This is a genomic window from Vibrio sp. TRT 21S02 (assembly GCF_050113675.1).
Taxonomy (GTDB): domain Bacteria; phylum Pseudomonadota; class Gammaproteobacteria; order Enterobacterales; family Vibrionaceae; genus Vibrio.
Genome location: NZ_JBNJOI010000003.1, coordinates 58518 through 78689 on the forward strand (window position 1 = coordinate 58518; position 20172 = coordinate 78689).

At 44.9% G+C, this 20172-nt stretch carries 14 protein-coding genes; 10 read left to right on the forward strand and 4 right to left on the reverse strand.

What is annotated here, in order from left to right:
* Positions 1-14: 14 nt before the first annotated feature.
* The 3 genes from gluQRS to sfsA form a co-directional block, all read right to left on the reverse strand.
* A complete protein-coding gene (gluQRS, locus tag ACQEXU_RS04440; RefSeq protein WP_427009846.1) occupies positions 15-905 on the reverse strand; it encodes a tRNA glutamyl-Q(34) synthetase GluQRS in 891 nt (296 codons plus the stop codon).
* 84 nt (positions 906-989) lie between these two features.
* The gene (gene dksA / locus ACQEXU_RS04445) at positions 990-1436 is read right to left on the reverse strand and encodes an RNA polymerase-binding protein DksA (protein WP_427009847.1); all 447 of its coding nucleotides are present in this window, start codon (positions 1434-1436) and stop codon (positions 990-992) included.
* Between the two features lie 139 nt (positions 1437-1575).
* Entirely contained in the window at positions 1576-2289 is a 714-nt protein-coding gene (gene sfsA / locus ACQEXU_RS04450; protein ID WP_427009848.1) for a DNA/RNA nuclease SfsA, read from the reverse strand.
* 56 nt (positions 2290-2345) lie between these two features.
* Here sfsA and hrpB point away from each other — a divergent pair, with 56 nt between their 5' ends.
* The 10 genes from hrpB to ACQEXU_RS04500 all read left to right on the forward strand — a co-directional run bounded on the left by hrpB (position 2346) and on the right by ACQEXU_RS04500 (position 18666).
* Positions 2346-4805 (forward strand): ATP-dependent helicase HrpB, encoded by a 2460-nt coding sequence (hrpB, locus tag ACQEXU_RS04455; RefSeq protein ID WP_427009849.1) that lies wholly within the window; start codon positions 2346-2348, stop codon positions 4803-4805.
* The gene (gene mrcB, locus ACQEXU_RS04460; RefSeq protein WP_427009850.1) at positions 4802-7159 is read left to right on the forward strand and encodes a penicillin-binding protein 1B; all 2358 of its coding nucleotides are present in this window, start codon (positions 4802-4804) and stop codon (positions 7157-7159) included. The genes hrpB and mrcB overlap by 4 nt, the downstream gene beginning before the upstream one ends.
* 30 nt (positions 7160-7189) lie before the next feature.
* A complete protein-coding gene (locus ACQEXU_RS04465; RefSeq protein WP_367987299.1) occupies positions 7190-9481 on the forward strand; it encodes a patatin-like phospholipase family protein in 2292 nt (763 codons plus the stop codon).
* A 255-nt stretch (positions 9482-9736) separates the two neighbouring features.
* Positions 9737-12325, forward strand: coding sequence for a bifunctional aconitate hydratase 2/2-methylisocitrate dehydratase (acnB, locus tag ACQEXU_RS04470; protein ID WP_427009851.1), 2589 nt, complete (start codon positions 9737-9739; stop codon positions 12323-12325).
* A gap of 107 nt (positions 12326-12432) precedes the next feature.
* Positions 12433-12804, forward strand: coding sequence for a YacL family protein (locus ACQEXU_RS04475; RefSeq protein ID WP_427009852.1), 372 nt, complete (start codon positions 12433-12435; stop codon positions 12802-12804).
* Positions 12805-12991: 187 nt separating this feature from the next.
* Complete coding sequence (locus tag ACQEXU_RS04480) at positions 12992-13330, forward strand: P-II family nitrogen regulator (protein ID WP_367987296.1); 339 nt, start codon at positions 12992-12994, stop codon at positions 13328-13330.
* A 28-nt stretch (positions 13331-13358) separates the two neighbouring features.
* Complete coding sequence (locus ACQEXU_RS04485; RefSeq protein WP_427009853.1) at positions 13359-14588, forward strand: ammonium transporter; 1230 nt, start codon at positions 13359-13361, stop codon at positions 14586-14588.
* A 312-nt stretch (positions 14589-14900) separates the two neighbouring features.
* Complete coding sequence (locus tag ACQEXU_RS04490; RefSeq protein WP_427009854.1) at positions 14901-15914, forward strand: Fe(3+) ABC transporter substrate-binding protein; 1014 nt, start codon at positions 14901-14903, stop codon at positions 15912-15914.
* Positions 15915-16012: 98 nt separating this feature from the next.
* Positions 16013-17638 (forward strand): ABC transporter permease, encoded by a 1626-nt coding sequence (locus ACQEXU_RS04495; RefSeq protein ID WP_427009855.1) that lies wholly within the window; start codon positions 16013-16015, stop codon positions 17636-17638.
* Complete coding sequence (locus tag ACQEXU_RS04500) at positions 17638-18666, forward strand: ABC transporter ATP-binding protein (protein WP_427009856.1); 1029 nt, start codon at positions 17638-17640, stop codon at positions 18664-18666. Before ACQEXU_RS04495 ends, ACQEXU_RS04500 begins: the two co-directional genes overlap by 1 nt.
* A gap of 79 nt (positions 18667-18745) precedes the next feature.
* On the opposite strand, the gene ACQEXU_RS04505 is transcribed toward ACQEXU_RS04500, so the two are convergent.
* Positions 18746-20158: a phosphoglucomutase/phosphomannomutase family protein gene (locus ACQEXU_RS04505; RefSeq protein ID WP_427009857.1), complete on the reverse strand. Its 1413-nt coding sequence runs from the start codon at positions 20156-20158 to the stop codon at positions 18746-18748.
* Positions 20159-20172 lie beyond the last annotated feature (14 nt).

Below are 20172 nucleotides of genomic sequence, written 5' to 3' on the forward strand. Positions count from 1 at the left end.
CGGCTAATAATAGCTTACACAGCGCGGTTTGAGAATCTTGGTGTGATCTCGATCGAGTCAGGTAGCTGAGATAAATGCCAATTTTCGACACCCCAAGCGATGATTTCAGCCTCTGTGGCTTGTTCTAAGTGGGCATCACATTGAAATCCTAAAAAGTGCATCGCATCAAGCAGTGCAGGTTTAGGATTTTGGTTATCAATCGCTTTAGCGTGATTCTGTTTGGACAATTTATGCCCATGTTCATCTAAAGCCAAGGGTAAATGCAGGTATCGAACCTGTGCTTGCTCAAGTGTTTGATACAAGCTGATTTGTCGCCCCGTAGGTTCAATTAAATCTGCGCCACGGACAACCTCAGTGACCCCTTGGTCAATGTCATCCAGTACAACAGCTAGATTATACGCATACAAGCCATCACGACGCTTAATAATAAAATCTTCATCTGCCAATGCATTAGGGATTGTGATATTGCCATGGCGCAGATCTGCAAACTGATATACTGGATGCTGCATGGTGAGGCGCACGGCACAATCTTTTGGATTGTTCAGTTTCAAATCACGGCATGTCCCTTGATAAAAGCCACCGGATTGTTTGATTTGTTTTCGGGTGCACTGACAATAATAGGCAACGCCAGTCTCTAACCACGTCTCAATTTGCTGCTGATATAGGTGATGGCGCTGGCTTTGGTATACCACTTCACCATCCCAAAAGAGTTGATACGCTTCTAGGGTTTTTAGGATCAAATCGGCGGCCCCTGGCATTTCCCTCGGTGGATCAAGATCTTCAATGCGAACTAACCACTTTCCTTGTTGTGACTTTGCTTGAAAGTAGCTACCTAGAGCTGCGATCAGTGAGCCAAAGTGGAGAGGGCCTGAAGGAGAAGGTGCAAAACGACCGATGTAACTCATAAGCGAATAGAATGGACCTGAATAAAGCAAAAGAGAAATTAAAAAGGGAGCCTAGGCTCCCTTCATTATATAACGCTTTAAGGCTTAGCCTTGCATCTGTTTTTCTTTCATCTCTGCAAGTGTTTTACAGTCGATACAAAGATCGGCTGTTGGACGTGCTTCAAGACGACGAATACCAATTTCGATACCACAAGATTCACAAAAGCCGAAATCGTCTTCTTCAATTTTGTTTAGTGTCTTTTCGATTTTCTTGATTAGACGACGTTCACGATCGCGGTTGCGCAGTTCTAAGCTGAACTCTTCTTCTTGTGAAGCTCGGTCAACTGGATCAGGGAAGTTAGCTGCTTCATCTTGCATATGGTGAACAGTACGTTCCACCTCTTCCCTAAGCTGGTCACGCCAAGCTGTCAAAATTTTTGAAAAATGAGCCATTTGCTCAGGTGACATGTATTCTTCACCTGTTTTTTCTTGATATGGCTCTACACCTGCAATGGCTAGGATGCCTAGCGCTTTTTTCTTTGATTCTGGCATGCAGCATCTCCTACTAACACCTAGTCAACTGCTAGAGCAGTTAATTTTAAGGCGGGTATCTATAGCAAAAAGAAGTTATTGAGGCAAATACTCAAGAGTAAACTTATTGTCAATGTGAAGGCGGCATCATTTTTTAGTACTAATTGCAAAATGAGACAGCATTAACCAGTTTCATCTCGGTATTGGAAAGTTCTGCTTTGTAGCACAGGACTTCCACCCCTTCTTGTTGCGCTTCTTTCAGTAATTGTGAATATTTGGCGTCTATATGGTGTGCAGGAGAAACTTTTTCAATACCTGAATGTAAAACAGCGAACAAAAGTACTGCTCTGCTTCCATTTCTCGCCATTTCTGTGAGCTCTCTCAGGTGCTTTTGGCCTCGTGTCGTAACTGCATCTGGAAAGTAGCCCTGTCCTTGATGATTTTCATCGAATAAGGTGACGCTTTTTACCTCTATATAGCATTTTGGTTTAGATTCTGATTTGAGCAAGATATCAATCCGACTATTTTCATTGCCATATTTCACTTCAGTTTGAAGTTCATCATAACCTTGAAGTTCATCTATTAGGCCATCTCGAATCGCTTCGACAGCCAATTGATTGGCTCTTGCCGTATTAACGCAAATTCGATGCCCTGATGGCGTTTCTGTTAGCTCCCAACTGTTTAGGTATTTGCGTTTGAGGTTATCTGAGGTGGAATACCATACAGTGCTGCCTGGTTGAGCGCATCCGGTCATCGCCCCAGTATTTGCACAATGAATGGTGCGTTCACTGCCGTCTGGCAAAGTAATATCTGCAAGAAAACGTTTATAACGTTGGATTAGTGTGGCTTGGTCGAGTGGTGGATCAAAGTGCATTTATCTACTGTTTTTATGTACAATGGTGGCTTCCATTACACCATAAGGTCACTCTCTTGTCACAGTTGCCTATTGAAGCCGTGATGCCAGATCTGCTGGCAGGCTTAGCCAGTCATGATCAACTTATTTTAAAAGCCGCTCCCGGAGCGGGTAAGTCGACTTTCTTCCCGCTGCAACTGTTGCGCCAAAATCGTATCACCGGAAAGATTTTAATGTTGGAGCCGCGTCGACTCGCTGCTCGCAATATTGCTCGTTATTTAGCTGAGCAACTTGGTGAGTCCGTCGGCGAGACGGTCGGTTACCGAGTTAGAGGTGACAATCGAGTTTCATCACAGACGAAATTGGAAATAGTGACCGAAGGGATCATGACCCGCATGTTGCAAACGGATCCCGAACTTCATGGTGTGGGTTTGGTGATTTTTGATGAATTTCATGAGCGCAGTTTACATGCCGATACCGCTTTGGCTTTCGTGCTGGAAGTACAACAAGCATTGCGAGAAGATCTTAAACTGGTGGTGATGTCAGCCACGCTGGATCACAGTGCGCTCATCGGATTGTTGCCAGACGCTATTTATATTGAATCTCAAGGCCGCTCATTTCCGGTTGAGCAGCGTTATTGTCCATTACGGCCGAATGAAAACTTGCTCCCAGCTTTGGCGAAACAAGTTGTTAATCTGCTCCACTCTGAAACGGGATCTATGCTGGTATTTTTGCCCGGCGTTGGTGCGATTAAACGGCTAGCCGAGCAATTACAAGCGGTGGATGAGACTGTCGATATCTGCCCGTTGTATGGGCAACTTAGCATCAAGGATCAACAAAAAGCGATAGCGCCGGCGATGCCTGGTAGGCGCAAAGTGGTTTTGGCAACCAATATTGCGGAAACATCCCTAACCATTGAAGGCATTCGTATTGTGGTCGATTCAGGGCTTGAACGAATGGCTAAATTCGATTTGAAAAGTGGCATCACTCGCTTAGAAGAAACGCGAATTGCGCAATCTTCTGCGGTGCAACGAGCGGGGCGTGCTGGGCGACTGGAAGCGGGCATATGTGTTCGCATCTATAGTGAGAGCCAGTTGAATCAACAGCCTTTGGTTCCTCAACCGGAAGTCATTCGCTCCGATCTATCTAACCTTGCGCTGGAGTTAGCACAATGGGGATGCAAAGATGCCGCAGAGTTACAATGGTTAGATTTGCCGCCTTACGCTGCATTAAATCAGGCTCGTGACTTACTTCGAACGCTTGGTTTAATGGATGAGCAATATCAGCTCACATCGTTAGGTCAGCAAGCACATGCGTTGGGGATCGAGCCAAGGTTGGCTGCAATGCTAGTAAAATCTCAGCATCATTCTTGGTTGAACACTGCGATTGCTGTGGCTGCATTGCTTGAAGAGCCGGAGAAAAATCAGACGGATTTTTCAGTTGCGTTGCATCGCTTAAAACAAGGCAACCACAGTCGCAACAAGCTTGTTTTGCAACGAATTCAAGCATTAGCCGCTAAGTTTCAGAGTCATTTTTCGCTTGAAAGTATCGAAGAAACCTTGCTGGGGCCTATTCTGTGTTTGGCTTTCCCGGACCGCATTGCCGGGCAAAGGCATCATCAACCCGGACGGTACTTATTGGCCAATGGTCATGGTGCGATGTTAAAACATGATGATGTTTTGGTGGATGAGCCTTATTTAGTATGTGCTGAGCTTATGCGTAGCCAAACGGATGCCAGTACAATTTATCTTGCTGCAAGACTCGACATTGTTGAACTAGAACAAAGACTTCCAGAATTATTCTCAGAAATGGAAACGGTTGACTGGGATGATAAAAAAGGCCGATTAATTGCAGAAAAGCGTGTTCAGATAGCGCACTTACTGATTCAGCGAACGGCACTACCTGCGCCAAGCGGGGAAAAAATGACCGAAGCTTTACTTAACTATGTTCGTCGCAAAGGACTCGCTGTATTACATTGGAATACAGCTGCGCTTAGCTTATTGGAGCGCATTCGTTGTGGCAGTGATTGGTTAAATGAAGAAGCTTGGCCCGCGATGGACGAGCAAAGCTTACTCGATACGATCGATGAATGGCTATTGCCATACATGGTCGGTGTGAGTTCTGTGAAAGCAATGCAGCAGTTGGATCTTTGCGAAGCATTGTTAGCACGTCTCGGGTGGCCATTAAATCAGCAATTGGATGAATGGTTACCGAGTTATTACACGTTACCCACGGGTTCAAAAAAACAGATCCGCTATCAACAAGGCGAGTCTCCCGTGCTATCCGTTCGAATGCAGGAGATTTTTGGCGAACGATCGTCGCCAGTTATCGCAAAAGGACGGCAAAAAGTAGTGCTGGAGCTTCTGTCTCCAGCGCAACGCCCTTTGCAGGTTACTCGTGATCTCGCCAGTTTCTGGCAGGGTGCCTATAAAGAAGTTCAGAAAGAAATGAAAGGACGCTATCCCAAACATGTCTGGCCTGACGATCCAGCCAACCATGTCGCGACCACCAAAACCAAACGACAATTAAATCAATGACCAAGAAAAAAGCATCGAGTACGCCAAAATCGGCGTCGAAGAAAACGACGACTAAACCACGTAGAAAAAGCAGCAAACAGCCGCAAAAAGGTAAAAAATCCTGGCTCAAAATCTTATGGGGAATTTGCTGGAAGCTTGGTTTGGCGGTTGTTGCCATTCTCATTTTCGTTGGGATTTACCTCGATAGTGTGGTGAAGCAACGATTTGATGGCCAGTTATTTGATTTGCCAACGGTGGTCTATGCCCGAATCTTAAATCTCGCACCGGGAGACAACATCAGTCTCAAAGAAGTGCGTAATGAACTGGACGTTTTGAACTACCGCAAGGTCGGTCAGCCGCGTTATCCCGGTGAGTATTCTTCTTCTTCCAGCCGTATTGAACTGATCCGTCGCCCATTTGAATTCTCTGATGGCCCTGAGCCAGATCGACATGTGATGTTGCATTTTGATGCTTCTGGACTTCAGCGCATCCAATCTTTAGAGCAACGTGGCGATTTGGGCTATCTGCGAGTTGAGCCCAAAATGCTCGGAATGCTTGAGAAAAAGAATGATGAGCAGCGTTTATTCTTAAGGCGAGATCAGTTCCCTGAGGTGATGGTTGATGCATTGCTGGTGACCGAAGATCGCAACTTCTATCAGCATGATGGCGTGTCGCCGTTAGCGATCGCTCGTGCACTTGTTGCGAATATTAAAGCGGGTCGAACGGTCCAAGGGGGCAGTACGCTGACCCAGCAGTTAGCCAAAAACATCTTCCTTTCCAGTGATAGAACGTTGTGGCGTAAGCTGCGGGAAGCCTATATTGCTTTGATCATTGACTACCGATACAGCAAAGATCGCATTTTGGAAGGGTACCTGAATGAAGTGTACCTCGGTCAAAGTCGCGGTGAAGCAATTCATGGTTTTGGTCTGGCTTCACGACTGTATTTTGGTCAGCCGATCCAAGAGCTGAGAATCGATCAGCTAGCGCTTTTGGTCGGTATGGTGAAAGGACCTTCGTATTACAACCCAGTGCGTTATCCTGAGCGTGCGAAAGTGCGACGTGACCTAGTGCTGCGACTAATGATGCAGCAAAATACGTTAACGGCGAGTGAGTATGAAGAAGCGGCGAATCGACCTCTGGATATTCAAGATAATCCACGTATTGCCAGCCGTCAGCCAGCCTATTTCCAACAGTTAAAAATTGAGTTGAATGAAAAAGTGGGTGATGCGTTTCACTCTGATACTGGATTACGTGTGTTTACTTCGCTTGACCCAGTTTCTCAGCATCAACTTGAACAGGCGATTGCTCGTAAGATCCCACAGCTAGCCAGTGTAGCAGGAAAATCGTTAGAGGGTGCTGCGATAGCCGTGGATCGTCATACCGGTGAAATCCGCGCGATGGTAGGTGGAAAACGAACGGGTTATGACGGATTTAACCGTGCATTGAATGCCAGTCGCCAAATTGGTTCGCTGGCGAAACCCGCAGTGTACTTAACGGCTCTGCAAGATCCTGCGCATTACAACTTAGCGACGACACTACAAGATAAGCCGATAACGTTGAAAGGTAGCCATGGCAATGTATGGAAACCACGTAATTATGATCGCAAGTTTCGTGGCAATGTGCCGTTATATATTGCATTAGCGAAATCATTAAACGTACCCACAGTGCAGCTCGGCATGAAAATGGGGATTCCTCAAGTCATGGATACATTTGAGCGTTTGGGGGTTGATCGCAATGAAATTCGTCCAGTGCCTTCGATGTTCTTAGGATCATTTACTTTAACGCCATTTCAGGTTGCACAGATGTATCAGACGTTGACTAACTCGGGGAAAAAAGCGCAACTGTCAACACTAAGGTCGGTGATCGACTTAGACGGTAATGTGTTATACGAATCGATTCCAAGAGTGTCTCAGACGGTTGACCAACAAGCGGCTTGGTTAACCACTTATGCTATGAAGCGCGGCGTTTTAGAAGGAACTGGTCGTTTCCTTAATAGTAAATTTTCGTGGGCGGCTTTAGCTGGAAAAACGGGTACCAGTAATGATACGCGAGACAGCTGGTTTGTCGGCGTCGATGGGCGCGAAGTGACAACGATTTGGCTTGGTCGTGATGACAACAAGCCAACAAAATTAACGGGTGCCAGTGGTGCGCTGCGTGTTTATGCTGAATACTTGCAACACCGAATTCCCGAGAAACTGACATTACCATGGCCAAAAGGTGTGACTACGCTTGGTTTTCAGAGAAGTGGGCAGGGGCAATTACGCTTAGATTGTGATAATAATTTCAAACTTCCCGTGTGGGACCCAAACCAACAGTTTAAAAAGCAGTGTGAAAACAAGCCTGCTCAATGGTTAAAAAATATATTCAGTTGGTAATCTAAAGCTTTAGAAGTAAGGAAGCAGGACGTGCGTCAGTTAGTGTCTTTTTTGTTGTTGATTATGTTCGCCAGCACGGCATCATCACAAGAACTGTTTAGTGCCGATACGACGAAAGCACGTCCTAAAGTAGCGGTTGTCCTCGCGGGGGGCGGTGCCAAAGGGGCCGCTCATATTGGAGTGCTGAAAGCGCTCGAAGAGATGAAAATTCCAGTCGATATTGTTACCGGGACCAGCATGGGAGCATACGTTGGTGGCTTGTATGCATCAGGCATGAGTGCTGATGAAATCGAAAGTTTTATCTACAGTGTGGATTGGAACAGTGGGTATCGTGATCGAGTTGATCGTAGCCAACGCCGAGTACGTGATAAAGAATACGAAGATAGATACCAATTGACGACGGACCTCGGGTTGCGTTGGGGTTCCGTGCGCGCTGCACGCGGTTTTGTGCAAGGTCAGGGGATGCTGAAAATATTGCGTGAAACTGCTGGAAATTTGCCACCATTCCAATCTTTTGATCAACTTGCCGTTCCTTACCGTTCTGTCGCAACGGATATCGTAAAACTGGAGCCTGTGATCATTGATAGTGGCTATCTGGTTGACGCAATGATGGCAAGCATGTCGGTGCCGGGAGCGCTGCCTCCTTATGAGCTTGATGGTCGCCTGCTGGTGGATGGCGGTGTAACAAACAATATGCCGATTGATGTAGCTCGCGATATGGGGGCTGACATCATTATTGCGGTGGACATCAGCACTGACTATAAACAAGAAGAAGACTTTACCACCTTCCTGACCGTTGCTGATCAACTCTCCAACTATCTGGTTCGCAGCACAACCAATCGACAAGCCGAAACACTGACTGAGCGCGATTATTTCCTTCGTCCCGATGTGGGGGACATGGAAACCACTGAGTTTAATAAAATGCCTGATGCATACAGCCGCGGGTATGAAACTGTGATGACGCAGAAAGAGGCGTTGAAAACCTTATCTCTTTCGACTGCAAATTATCAGCGTTATATCGACCAAAAACAGAATGCGCGCCGTAACCTGCGCTACGGTGATGAAATCAAGGTTGATCAGGTGGTGATCAATAATCGGACCCACTATACCGACACCCTAATACAGAATCGTTTGAATCTTCAAAGTGGCAATACTTACACCACAAAAGAGGTTGAAGCGAGCATTCAAAGTTTGTACGCGTTGGATCGTTTTGAACTGATCACCTATCGTTATGATCAGCAAAATGGTGAAGATCTTCTTATCATCGATGTAAAAGAAAAATCGTGGGGGCCGAATTACGTTAACTTCCGATTCTTCTTGGAAGATGACTTTGATACAGACAGTCAGTACTCCATCGGTGTTTCGACTAACTTTACTGATTTGAATTCCCATGGTGCAGAATTGACGACAAATATTGAAATGGGGACGGATAAGTTAATCGAAGCTGAGCTTTATAGTCCTTTTTTCTCTAGTCAAAAAGCGTTCACGACATTTGGCGTTAGCTATAGCAACGAAAAGCGAAATGGGCCACTTAGTGGCTTTGCAGATACGACATTAGAATCCACAACGGATTATTTGCCAGTTTCCTACACGGAATGGAAAACAGAGCTAGCGATTGGCTATCAAGATACCTTGTGGCGCGAGTTTAAGGTCGGGGCGAGATACACGGATGGAGAAGCAGAATTATCCAGCTTACCTTCTTTGGGGGATGTCAGTTTTAGCCGCACGGGTGTGTTTGCCAATTATCGAATCGACACGCTTGATAACTACAGCCTACCGCGTAGTGGTGTCTATTTTGACCTTGAATATTTAATTTCACACGACAGAAGCCTTGGTGAGTCGGAGTTAGTGTCTGATCAGCGAATCAAGGACACCGCGTATGAGTTTGATGGCAAATTTATCGGTGCACATACCTTTGAGCGCCATACTTTGGTCGCAAATATCGACATAGGTATGGTAAAAAGTAAAAACTCCTCGATTCCAATTGAACCGAAGGAGATCGGTGGATTCCTGAATTTATCGGGCATTCCACGCAATAGCTTAATTGGTCAAAACAAGGTATTTGGTAGCTTAGTGTATCGATATCGCTGGTTTGACAATGATTTTGGACTTTTCACATCACCTTTTTATCTTGGAGGCTCGATAGAGTATGGTGGTGTGTGGTCTGATCCGGACTTGAAACTGCACGATGCGCCTTTATATGTCGCGGGTTCAGTCTTCGCTGGTGTTGATTCACCAGTTGGTCCAATTATGTTTGGATACGGAAGAACAGAACAGAATTTTGACTCGGTTTATTTGATCATAGGTACAACGTTCAAATAGCCAAACATGGCAATAAAAGGGTAAAAATCATAGGACTTTAGTCTTAACTTGCTATGTTGGTCAAAATGATGAGATTTTAATTTTACGTTAAATTTGCTATTCTACCGCCCACAGTTTGGCCTCTCTGGCGCTGTTTCTCACTCAGAACTGAATGAAAAATATGGCATGGAGAGCCAAGTTTCCAAGGATGTTCACTCCCTTATTTTTTGAATCAATAGCAATAAGAGGGAGGAACCGCAATGAGAGGAATAAGTCGTGCTTGAAGCCTATCGTAAACACGTCGAAGAGCGTGCTGCTGAAGGAGTTGTACCTAAACCACTAGATGCCGAGCAAGTTGCAGGCCTTGTGGAACTTCTTAAAAATCCCCCACAAGGTGAAGAAGCGTTCATTCTTGACCTACTCGAAAATCGCATTCCACCAGGTGTCGATGAAGCCGCATATGTAAAAGCGGGTTTCCTAACCGCAATCACCAAAGGTGAAGTTGAATCACCGTTAGTTAGCAAGGAAAAAGCGGCAGAACTGCTTGGTACTATGCAGGGTGGTTACAACATTGAGCCACTGATTTCACTACTCGATGATGCAGCTCTCGCTCCAATTGCGGTTAAAGCGCTATCTCACACGCTACTGATGTTTGATGCTTTCTACGACGTTGAAGAGAAAGCCAAAGCGGGTAATGAGTTTGCTCAGCAAGTCCTGCAATCTTGGGCAAATGCGGAGTGGTTTACCTCTAAAGAAAAAGTAGCGGAAAAAATCACCGTTAAAGTATTCAAAGTCACTGGTGAAACCAATACCGATGACTTATCTCCTGCACCGGATGCTTGGTCTCGTCCTGATATCCCAGTACACGCAAAAGCCATGTTGAAAATGGAGCGTGACGGTATCAACCCTGATGAGCAGGGTAGTGTTGGTCCTATCAAGCAAATTGAAGAGCTACAAAAAGACGGCATTCCACTCGCGTACGTGGGTGATGTTGTTGGGACCGGTTCTTCACGTAAATCTGCGACTAACTCAGTGCTTTGGTTTATGGGTGATGACATCCCATACGTACCAAACAAGCGTACTGGTGGTATTTGTTTAGGTGGTAAAATTGCGCCAATCTTCTACAACACGATGGAAGACTCAGGTGCTTTGCCAATCGAACTAAACGTCCAAGAGATGAACATGGGTGATGTGATTGATATCTACCCATATGAAGGTGTGGTTCGCAAAGATGGTGCAGAAATCTCAAGCTTTGAACTGAGCAAAGTATTGCTTGATGAAGTCCGTGCTGGTGGCCGTATTCCACTGATCATCGGTCGCGGCTTAACCAGTCGTGCTCGCACATCTCTAGGCCTAGAAGAAACCGATTTGTTCGCGAAACCAGTCGATCCTTCAGCTTCTGATAAAGGTTATACTCTTGCTCAGAAGATGGTGGGTAAAGCATGTGGCGTAGAAGGTGTTCGCGCTGGTCAATACTGTGAGCCTAAAATGACAACTGTTGGCTCTCAGGATACTACCGGTCCAATGACGCGTGATGAGCTAAAAGACCTTGCGTGTCTTGGCTTCTCTGCGGATCTCGTGATGCAGTCATTCTGTCACACTTCAGCTTATCCAAAACCAGTCGATGTAAACACGCACCACACACTACCTGATTTCATCATGAACCGCGGCGGTGTTTCGCTTCGTCCGGGTGATGGTGTTATCCACTCATGGCTAAACCGTATGCTTCTACCTGATACTGTAGGTACAGGTGGTGACTCGCATACTCGTTTCCCTCTAGGTATTTCGTTCCCTGCGGGTTCTGGTCTTGTTGCATTTGCTGCAGCGACAGGTGTTATGCCGCTTGATATGCCAGAGTCAATCTTGGTGCGCTTTAAAGGTGAAATGCAGCCGGGTATTACGCTTCGTGACCTTGTGCATGCAATTCCTTACTACGCAATCCAACAAGGTCTGTTAACGGTTGAGAAAGCCGGTAAGATCAACGAATTCTCTGGTCGCGTACTAGAAATCGAAGGCGTTGAGCACCTAACAGTTGAGCAGGCATTCGAACTATCAGATGCTTCAGCCGAGCGTTCAGCGGCAGGTTGTACGGTTAAGTTGTCCCAAGCCTCTATCGAGGAGTACCTCAACTCGAATATCACCATGCTGAAATGGATGATCTCGGAAGGTTACGGTGACCGTCGTACGATTGAGCGTCGCATTACCGCAATGGAAGAGTGGTTGGCGAATCCTGAATTGATGGAAGCGGATGCAGATGCAGAATACGCACACGTGATTGAGATTGACTTGGCTGAGATTGATCAACCAATTCTATGTGCACCAAACGATCCAGATGACGCGCGTCTTCTATCTGAAGTTCAAGGTACCAACATTGATGAAGTGTTCATCGGCTCTTGTATGACCAATATCGGTCACTTCCGTGCAGCAGGTAAGCTGTTGGAGCAATTTGGTGGTCAATTAGATACTCGTCTATGGGTCGCGCCACCAACTAAGATGGACCGTGATCAGTTAACGGAAGAAGGTTACTACGGTATTTACGGTCGTGCTGGTGTTCGTATCGAAACTCCGGGGTGTTCACTCTGTATGGGTAACCAAGCACGTGTTGCAGATAAAGCAACAGTAATCTCGACTTCGACACGTAACTTCCCGAACCGTTTAGGTACTGGTGCAAATGTTTACCTGTCTTCGGCAGAATTGGCTGCAGTAGGCGCCATTCTTGGTAAGATCCCAACCAAGGCTGAGTATCTGGAGTATGCCAAGCAAATTGATGCGACAGCTGCAGATACATACCGTTACTTGAACTTCCATAAAATGGATCAGTACACTAAGAAAGCGGATGAGGTTATCTTCCAAGAGCCTGCATAAATTTCTTTGTGTTTGACAAACGAAGAGATAAGCACCTACTTAAAAGTAGGTGCTTTTTTTTTGCACGTAGATCGCTATACTCGTGCCTCCAAATTTTGAGGTGTCTGATGGAATTTGAATTTATCCGCAATACGTTGATGGGCGAATACTATGTTAAATCGAGCATGGGTCATGAGATCGTTGGTCGATGGCTACAAGAAGAGATCGGTAAAGATTGGGATAAGATCGGCCAAGTTGAGCAACTGACTGACCAAGCAAGGCTAGCTCCTCACCAAGAGCATCAACTATTAGGCACTGAGATCAGCTTAAGCATTCAGGGTGATGAGGTTACTGTGCAAGAAAATGTGTTGGCGCATGGTAGTGAGATAGAAGCAGATAGTGAATTTGACTTTTATGACAGCGAAAGTACCGCGAGTTGTGGGCTGGAAGATTTTGAATTATTAATTGAACAGTGGAAAGAGTTTTTAACCACCAAATAAATGCACGGTATTGGTGAAGTGTAACGGCTTTGCTTTAAGATTGTGAAAAAGGCGCACCAAGATGGTGCGCCTTTTTTGTTTTTAACTTGATGATGATATTTATATTGTTTTAAAACAATGGGTTAAATAGTTGGCATGCACCTTGGATTACTGTTGATAACAAGGATGATAGTTAAGAGAGGAAGCGATGAAACTGATTAACGCAATTATAAAACCATTTAAATTAGACGATGTGCGTGAAGCATTGGCTGATGTCGGAATTGAAGGGATGACGGTATCAGAAGTGAAAGGTTTTGGGCGTCAGAAAGGTCATACAGAATTGTATCGTGGTGCGGAGTATCAAGTTGATTTTTTACCGAAAGTAAAACTGGAAATTGCCACTCAGGGAGAGAATGTAGAGCGAGTGATCGAAGCCATTACCAAAGCAGCGCATACCGGAAAAATCGGTGATGGAAAAATTTTCGTTTATGACTTAGGCCAAGCTGTGCGTATTCGTACTGGTGAAATGGACGCAGAAGCTCTGTAACAAATTGCAAAGGATTGGAGTATTGATTATGGAAATAACGACGACAGTAACCGAATTACGCTACGCACTAGACACTTTTTTCTTCCTTATTTCAGGTGCGTTAGTCATGTGGATGGCCGCGGGTTTTGCCATGTTAGAAGCAGGGTTAGTGCGCTCAAAAAATACCACTGAAATTTTAACCAAAAACATTTGTCTGTATGCCATTGCTTGTACTATGTACTTGATAGTGGGCTACAACATTATGTATGTCGATAACGGTGAAGGCAGCTGGCTACCGTCATTTGGTGCGTTAATCGGTACTCAAGGTGAAGGCGCAGATCACTCACTAGAGTCAGATTTCTTCTTCCAAGTAGTATTTGTGGCAACAGCGATGTCTGTGGTTTCAGGAGCCGTTGCAGAGCGCATGAAGCTTTGGTCATTCCTTATTTTCTCTGCCGTGCTAACAGCATTTATTTACCCAATGGAAGGGTACTGGACGTGGGGCGGTGGTTTCTTATCTGAAGCGGGTTTCAGTGACTTTGCAGGTTCTGGTATTGTTCATATGGCTGGTGCAGCAGCAGCGCTCGCTGGTGTATTACTTCTAGGTGCCCGTAAAGGAAAATACGGCAAGAATGGTGAAATTTACCCTATCCCTGGTTCAAACATGCCACTTGCAACGCTTGGTACCTTTATTTTGTGGTTCGGCTGGTTTGGTTTTAATGGTGGCTCTCAGTTAATGGTTTCTGATTTTGAGAACGCAACAGCAGTTGGTCAAATCTTTTTAAACACAAATGCAGCAGCAGCAGCAGGCGCAATTGCTGCATTACTAGTATGTAAGACGACTTGGGGTAAAGCAGACCTAACTATGATCCTCAATGGTGCATTAGCTGGCTTGGTGGCGATCACTGCTGATCCGCTATCGCCGTCACCATTATATGCTGTTGCCATTGGTGCAGTATCAGGTGCGCTAGTCGTGTTTAGCATTATTGCTTTAGATAAGCTTAAGATTGATGATCCTGTGGGAGCAATCTCAGTACACGGTGTATGTGGTTTCTTCGGACTAATGGTCGTGCCGCTAAGCAATGGCGATGCGTCATTCGGGGCTCAGCTTCTTGGTGCAGCCGTTATCTTTGCTTGGGTATTTGGTGCCAGCTTGGTTGTTTGGGCGATTTTAAAAGCGACGATAGGTATTCGCGTTTCTGAAGATGAAGAACTCGAAGGTATGGATATGCACGATTGTGGTGTTGGTGCTTACCCTGAGTTCGTGACAATCAAATAGCCATTAAATAATGTGGACAAAAGCCCGCGAAAATTCGCGGGCTTTTTGGTATTTGAGCGGTGTAAAAAGTGGGAGAAACTGGAATGAGCGCTATGTTTACAGAGGTAGGCAACTATAGGCTTATGGATGAAATGTGTGAGTGCAATTTCTGGAAAATAGGTGTATTGGCAATGGCTTGTAACACTTAGATAGAACAAAAAAGTGCCTTTTAAACAATTTTTTGATCTGGTAAACGTTGTAATCTAATCTATGATACATATAATAACGAAACTGATAAACGTTATCATTCCCACATTTTTAAAGGATTGAACCATGAAAAAACTGCTAACTCTTTCAGCATTAGCATGTGCAACTCTAGCACCGACAGCCATGGCCGCTGAAGAAGTGAACGTATACTCTTACCGCCAACCATTCTTGGTTGAGCCAATGTTTAACGAGTTTACAAAAGAAACCGGTATCAAAGTAAATGTTAAATTTGCAAAGAAAGGTTTAGCAGAGAAATTGGCTCAAGAGGGTGAATACAGCCCAGCTGACGTGGTTTTAACGGTTGATATTAGTCGCCTAGCTGAGCTTTCTGAAAAAGGCTTAGTTCAAGCGGTTGACAGTAAAATCATCGAAGAAAATGTACCAGCTCAGTACCAAGACAACCAGAATGAGTGGTTTGCTCTAACAACTCGTACGCGCAGTGTTTACTCTTCACGTGACCGTGTTGGTAAGTTGGGTGAAGATTTCAATTATGCCGATCTAGCAAAGCCTGAGTTCAAAGGTAAGATTTGTACTCGTGCAGGTAAGCACCCTTACAATGTTTCTCTAGTGTCTTCAATGATTGCACATCACGGTGAAGCTGAAACTAAAGCTTGGTTGGAAGGGGTAAAAGCAAACCTAGCACGTAAACCTCAAGGTAACGACCGTGCACAAGTGAAAGCGATTAAAGAAGGCTTGTGTGACGCTTCACTAGGGAACAGCTACTACCTAGGTAAGATGGTTAATGATAAAGAGCAAAAAGCTTGGGCTGATGCTGTTTACATCAACTTCCCGAACCAAAAAACGGAAGGTACTCACGTGAACATCTCTGGTATGGCGATGGCGAAGTACGCTCCAAACAAAGAAAATGCGTTGAAACTAATGGAGTTTTTAACAGGCGACAAAGCACAGCAAATGTACGCAGAAGTAAACTTCGAGTACCCAGTTAAAGAAGGCGTTAAGCGTTCTGAGCTAGTGGCTTCTTGGGGTGACTTCAAAGCAGATACCATTTCATTAGATGAAATTGCTTCACACCACGAAGCTGCGGTTAAACTTCTGGATGAAGTGAAATTTGACCTTTAATTGATTATGGGGGTATAAATGTATCCCCATTTTTTAAAGGATATGAGATGCGTTAATGATGATATTACGTTCTCATAGCGCCTTGTTGTAATTAGGCAATGAAAGAAAATAATTACGTATGGAAAACCAGTAGTGGAAGCCTTGCTTTGCTGCTGGTTTTGCCGATCTTAGCGATCTTTTTTACAGCGATTGGCGAAACGGACGAACTCTTTTCACATTTGATGTCGACCGTCATGCCAACTTACGCATACAACACTGTCATGCTTGTTTCTGGTGTGATGGTGCTCTCTTTGATTTTTGGTATTCCCACCGCTTGGTTGATGGCAATGTGCCGCCTACCCAGTGAACGTATCTTGCAGTGGGCGCTTGTCCTTCCTCTCGCCATGCCGGGCTACATTGTTGGGTACATTTTTACCGACTGGTTCGATTTCGCTGGCCCGATTCAAGTGACATTACGCAACATCACTGGCTGGGGGCCTGGTGAGTATTGGTTCCCTGATATTCGTACCTTAACGGGGGCCACCATTGTTTTAGCCTTGGTGCTCTATCCGTATGTTTACTTGCTATGTCGAGCGGCATTTATGGAACAGAATGTCTCTCTGCTGCAATCGGCTCGATTGCTTAAGTGTTCACCTTGGCAAAGTTTTTGGCGCATTTCCCTACCTCTTGTTAGACCATCGATTGCGGTTGGCTTATCGCTGGTTGCAATGGAGACCGTAGGTGATTTTGGTACGGTAAGTTACTTTGCTGTGAACACGTTAACCACGGCTGTTTATGATACTTGGCTTGGTTACTCTAGCCTGACTGCCGCAGCAAAGATTTCAGCCATTATGCTGGTTATTGTAATTTTGTTGCTCAGTGCAGAGCGTTATAGCCGTCGTAAGCAAAAGCTATTTCAAAGCCAATACAGTAGCCGAGAGGATTTCCGTTACGAGCTATCGGGATGGAAGAAGTGGGGCGCATTACTTTGGTGCTGGGGGTTAGTTGCTATTGCATTTATCTTTCCTCTGGCCCAACTCTGTATCTACGCTTATAAATACTTTGCACAAAGTTGGACGGCAGAGTTTCAACAATACGCAATTAATAGTTTGCATGTGTCTTTGTCTGCCGCTGTTATTGGTGTGGTGGTCGCTTTGGTTGTGAACTTCAGTTATCGTTTGAAAGCCAGCCGCCGTAATTTAGCGTTTATGCGTCTTTCTTCCATGGGATATGCTGTGCCGGGCACTGTATTGGCGATTGGCGTGATGGTCCCTGTGTTATTTATGGATCATGCAGTGAATGATTTTGCCGTTTATATGGAATGGCAAAGACCAGGGCTTATTTTCTCTGGCTCCATGTTTGCTATTATTTTTGCAATGGTCGTGCGTTTTTCTGCTGTTGCGATTGGTAGCGTTGAAAGCAGCTTGAATAAGGTTTCCCCATCATTAGATATGGCATCACGAACCATGGGTTGCACATCAAACCAAATGCTGATGAAAGTTCACCTACCTTTGATTCGTCGTGGGGCGCTGATTGCGGGTCTATTGGTGTTTATTGAGTCAATGAAAGAGCTTAATGCTGCGTTACTTCTGCGACCATTTAACTTTGAAACCCTAGCTACCTATGTATATAACTTTGCCTCTGATGAGCATTTAGAGCTAGCCGCTTTGCCTGCGGTACTGCTTGTGCTGGTTGGCCTTATTCCACTAATTGTTGTAAACCGTTCACTGGAGCAAACTCACTGATGAGCTGTGCATTATCAATCAATAACCTCTCTTGCCAGTATGACACCCAAACGGTATTAGAATCGTTATCTCTTGAAGTCGAACATGGTGAGATCGTTTGTCTACTTGGTGCCAGTGGTTGTGGTAAAACAACGTTGTTAAAGGCAATTGCTGGTCTACTGCCGCTTGCTTCAGGCACGATGACTTTAAATTGTATGACCATTGATGACGGCGCTAATTGGTTGCCTCCAGAGAAACGTAACATAGGCATGATTTTTCAAGATTATGCGCTATTTCCTCATTTGACGGTGGCGCAAAATATTGCATTTGGGCTCAAAGATTGCTCGGAACAGCAGAAAGCAGAAAAAGTTAAAGAAATGCTGGAACTTGTTCACTTAAACGAGTTTGGTGAGCGGTATCCGCACCAATTGTCTGGTGGACAACAACAACGTGTCGCGATTGCACGCTCGTTGGCGTACAAGCCAGACTTGCTGCTACTGGATGAACCATTTTCAAACATCGATACTCAAGTTCGTCATGAACTGATCGCTGAGATTCGTAAGATCTTCAAAAAGCAGGGTGTAACAGCCATCTTTGTTACCCATTCACGTGAAGAAGCATTTGCGTTTGCCGATAAAATGGCTGTAATGAATAACGGGGTCATTGAGCAATATGGCACAGCAACTCAGCTTTATTATCAACCATCGAGTAAGTTTGTTGCCGATTTTCTTGGTGGAGGAAGCTATCTTGCAGCGAAGCGTGTTTCTGAATCGAGTTTTGAAACGATCTTTGGCTTAATTGAAGCGAAAGCGCAAAAACTAATAGATATAGAAGCACACTGTGAGCTTTTGTTAAGGCCTCAACATGTTCAACTTAGTGCTGTGGAAGATAGTGGTGTTCAAGTATTAGAACAACAGTTTATGGGGGATCACTGCCGTTATGTTATTGAAGCGGCAGGGAACAAGTTACTCGCAAGTTCTTCAGAGCCACTGAACATCGGTCAACCTGTAGCAGTTAAAGTAGAAACGCAGGGTGTGCTTGCATTTTAAGCATGAAAAAAGCCCGGCGGTCATTAAGCCGGGCAAGTGTTCTTCACCTATAGGTCACATATTGAGATAGCGGTAAAAGCTATAACTGCAAGAAGTCTTTTACCTGTAGAAGAACACGTTCAGCAGTGTCTTTGTCCGCCATTTCTGCGAAGATACGCAGTAATGGCTCAGTTCCTGAGAATCGAGCAATCACCCATCCGCCATTTTTGAAGTAGACTTTTGCGCCATCTTCATAGCTCACCTTGTCGATTTCATACTCAAAGTTGGGCAGTTGTTTCTCGACATAGATCTTGTTGTATAACGCCTCTTTTTGAGCGGCTTTAAACTTACAATCTCCTTCAGCAGTGTAGGCATAGCCATATTTGCTATAGATTTCATCAAGTAGCTCAGAGAGTTTTTTGCCTGTGACTGAAATCATCTCGACCAACAAGCTGGAAGCGAAGACGCCATCCTTACCTTTGATATGACCGCGTATGGTTAAGCCACCAGAGCTTTCACCACCGATGAGTGAATCATCCGCTTCCATTTGTGAACTGATATGTTTGAAGCCAACAGGCACTTCAAAGCATTTCTCACCATGATCTTCTGCGATCTTGTCGAGGATATGTGTTGTGGCAATGTTACGTACAACAGAGCCTTTCCAACCTTTATATTCAAGCAAGTAGTAATACAATAGGATCAGCACTTCATTTGGATGAATAAAGTTGCCTTTTTCATCTATGATCCCCAAACGGTCTGCATCACCATCAGTACCGATACCAATGTCGTAACCTTCTTGTTCCACTAAGTGCATTAAGCGGTAGAGTGTTGCAGCACTTGGTGAAGGCATCAAGCCGCCAAAGTCAGGGTTTTTGCCATCGTTGATCACATCAACTTCACAGCGGCCATTGATTAATACGGTTTGTAGTGCGTTTTTAGCCACACCAAACATTGGATCGATTAACACACGAAGATTTGCTTTCTTGATCGCGTCGATATCGATGAAATCGATAATGGAATCGACAAACTCGTTCATCGGGTTGATGACCTGAATCAGTTTATCCTCGATGGCTTGCTCAAAGTCGACACTTTTCACTTGTTGGGCAGTTAGTGTCGTAATTTGCTGTTCAATTTTCTGTGTGATGATTTCATCTGCATCACGACCACCTTCAATGAAGACTTTAATGCCATTGTAATCAGCAGGGTTGTGTGATGCGGTAATGCATGCTGAATAAGCACAGCCCATTTCCTTTGCTTTAAACATGACAATCGGCGTTGGGACAAATTTGTCGATAAAGCTCACCGGTACATTGTTAGCGGCTAATACTTCCGCAAACCAACGACCCGCTTTATCTGATAAAAAGCGTCGGTCATAACCGATGATGAAACCTTTGTCGGCAACCTTTTCATTGTTGATGATGTTTGCCACAGCTTGGGCAACTAAACAGACGTTGTCTTTGGTGAACTCTTCGCCGATAAACGCTCGCCAACCACCTGTACCAAATTTGATCATATTGATAATCCTTC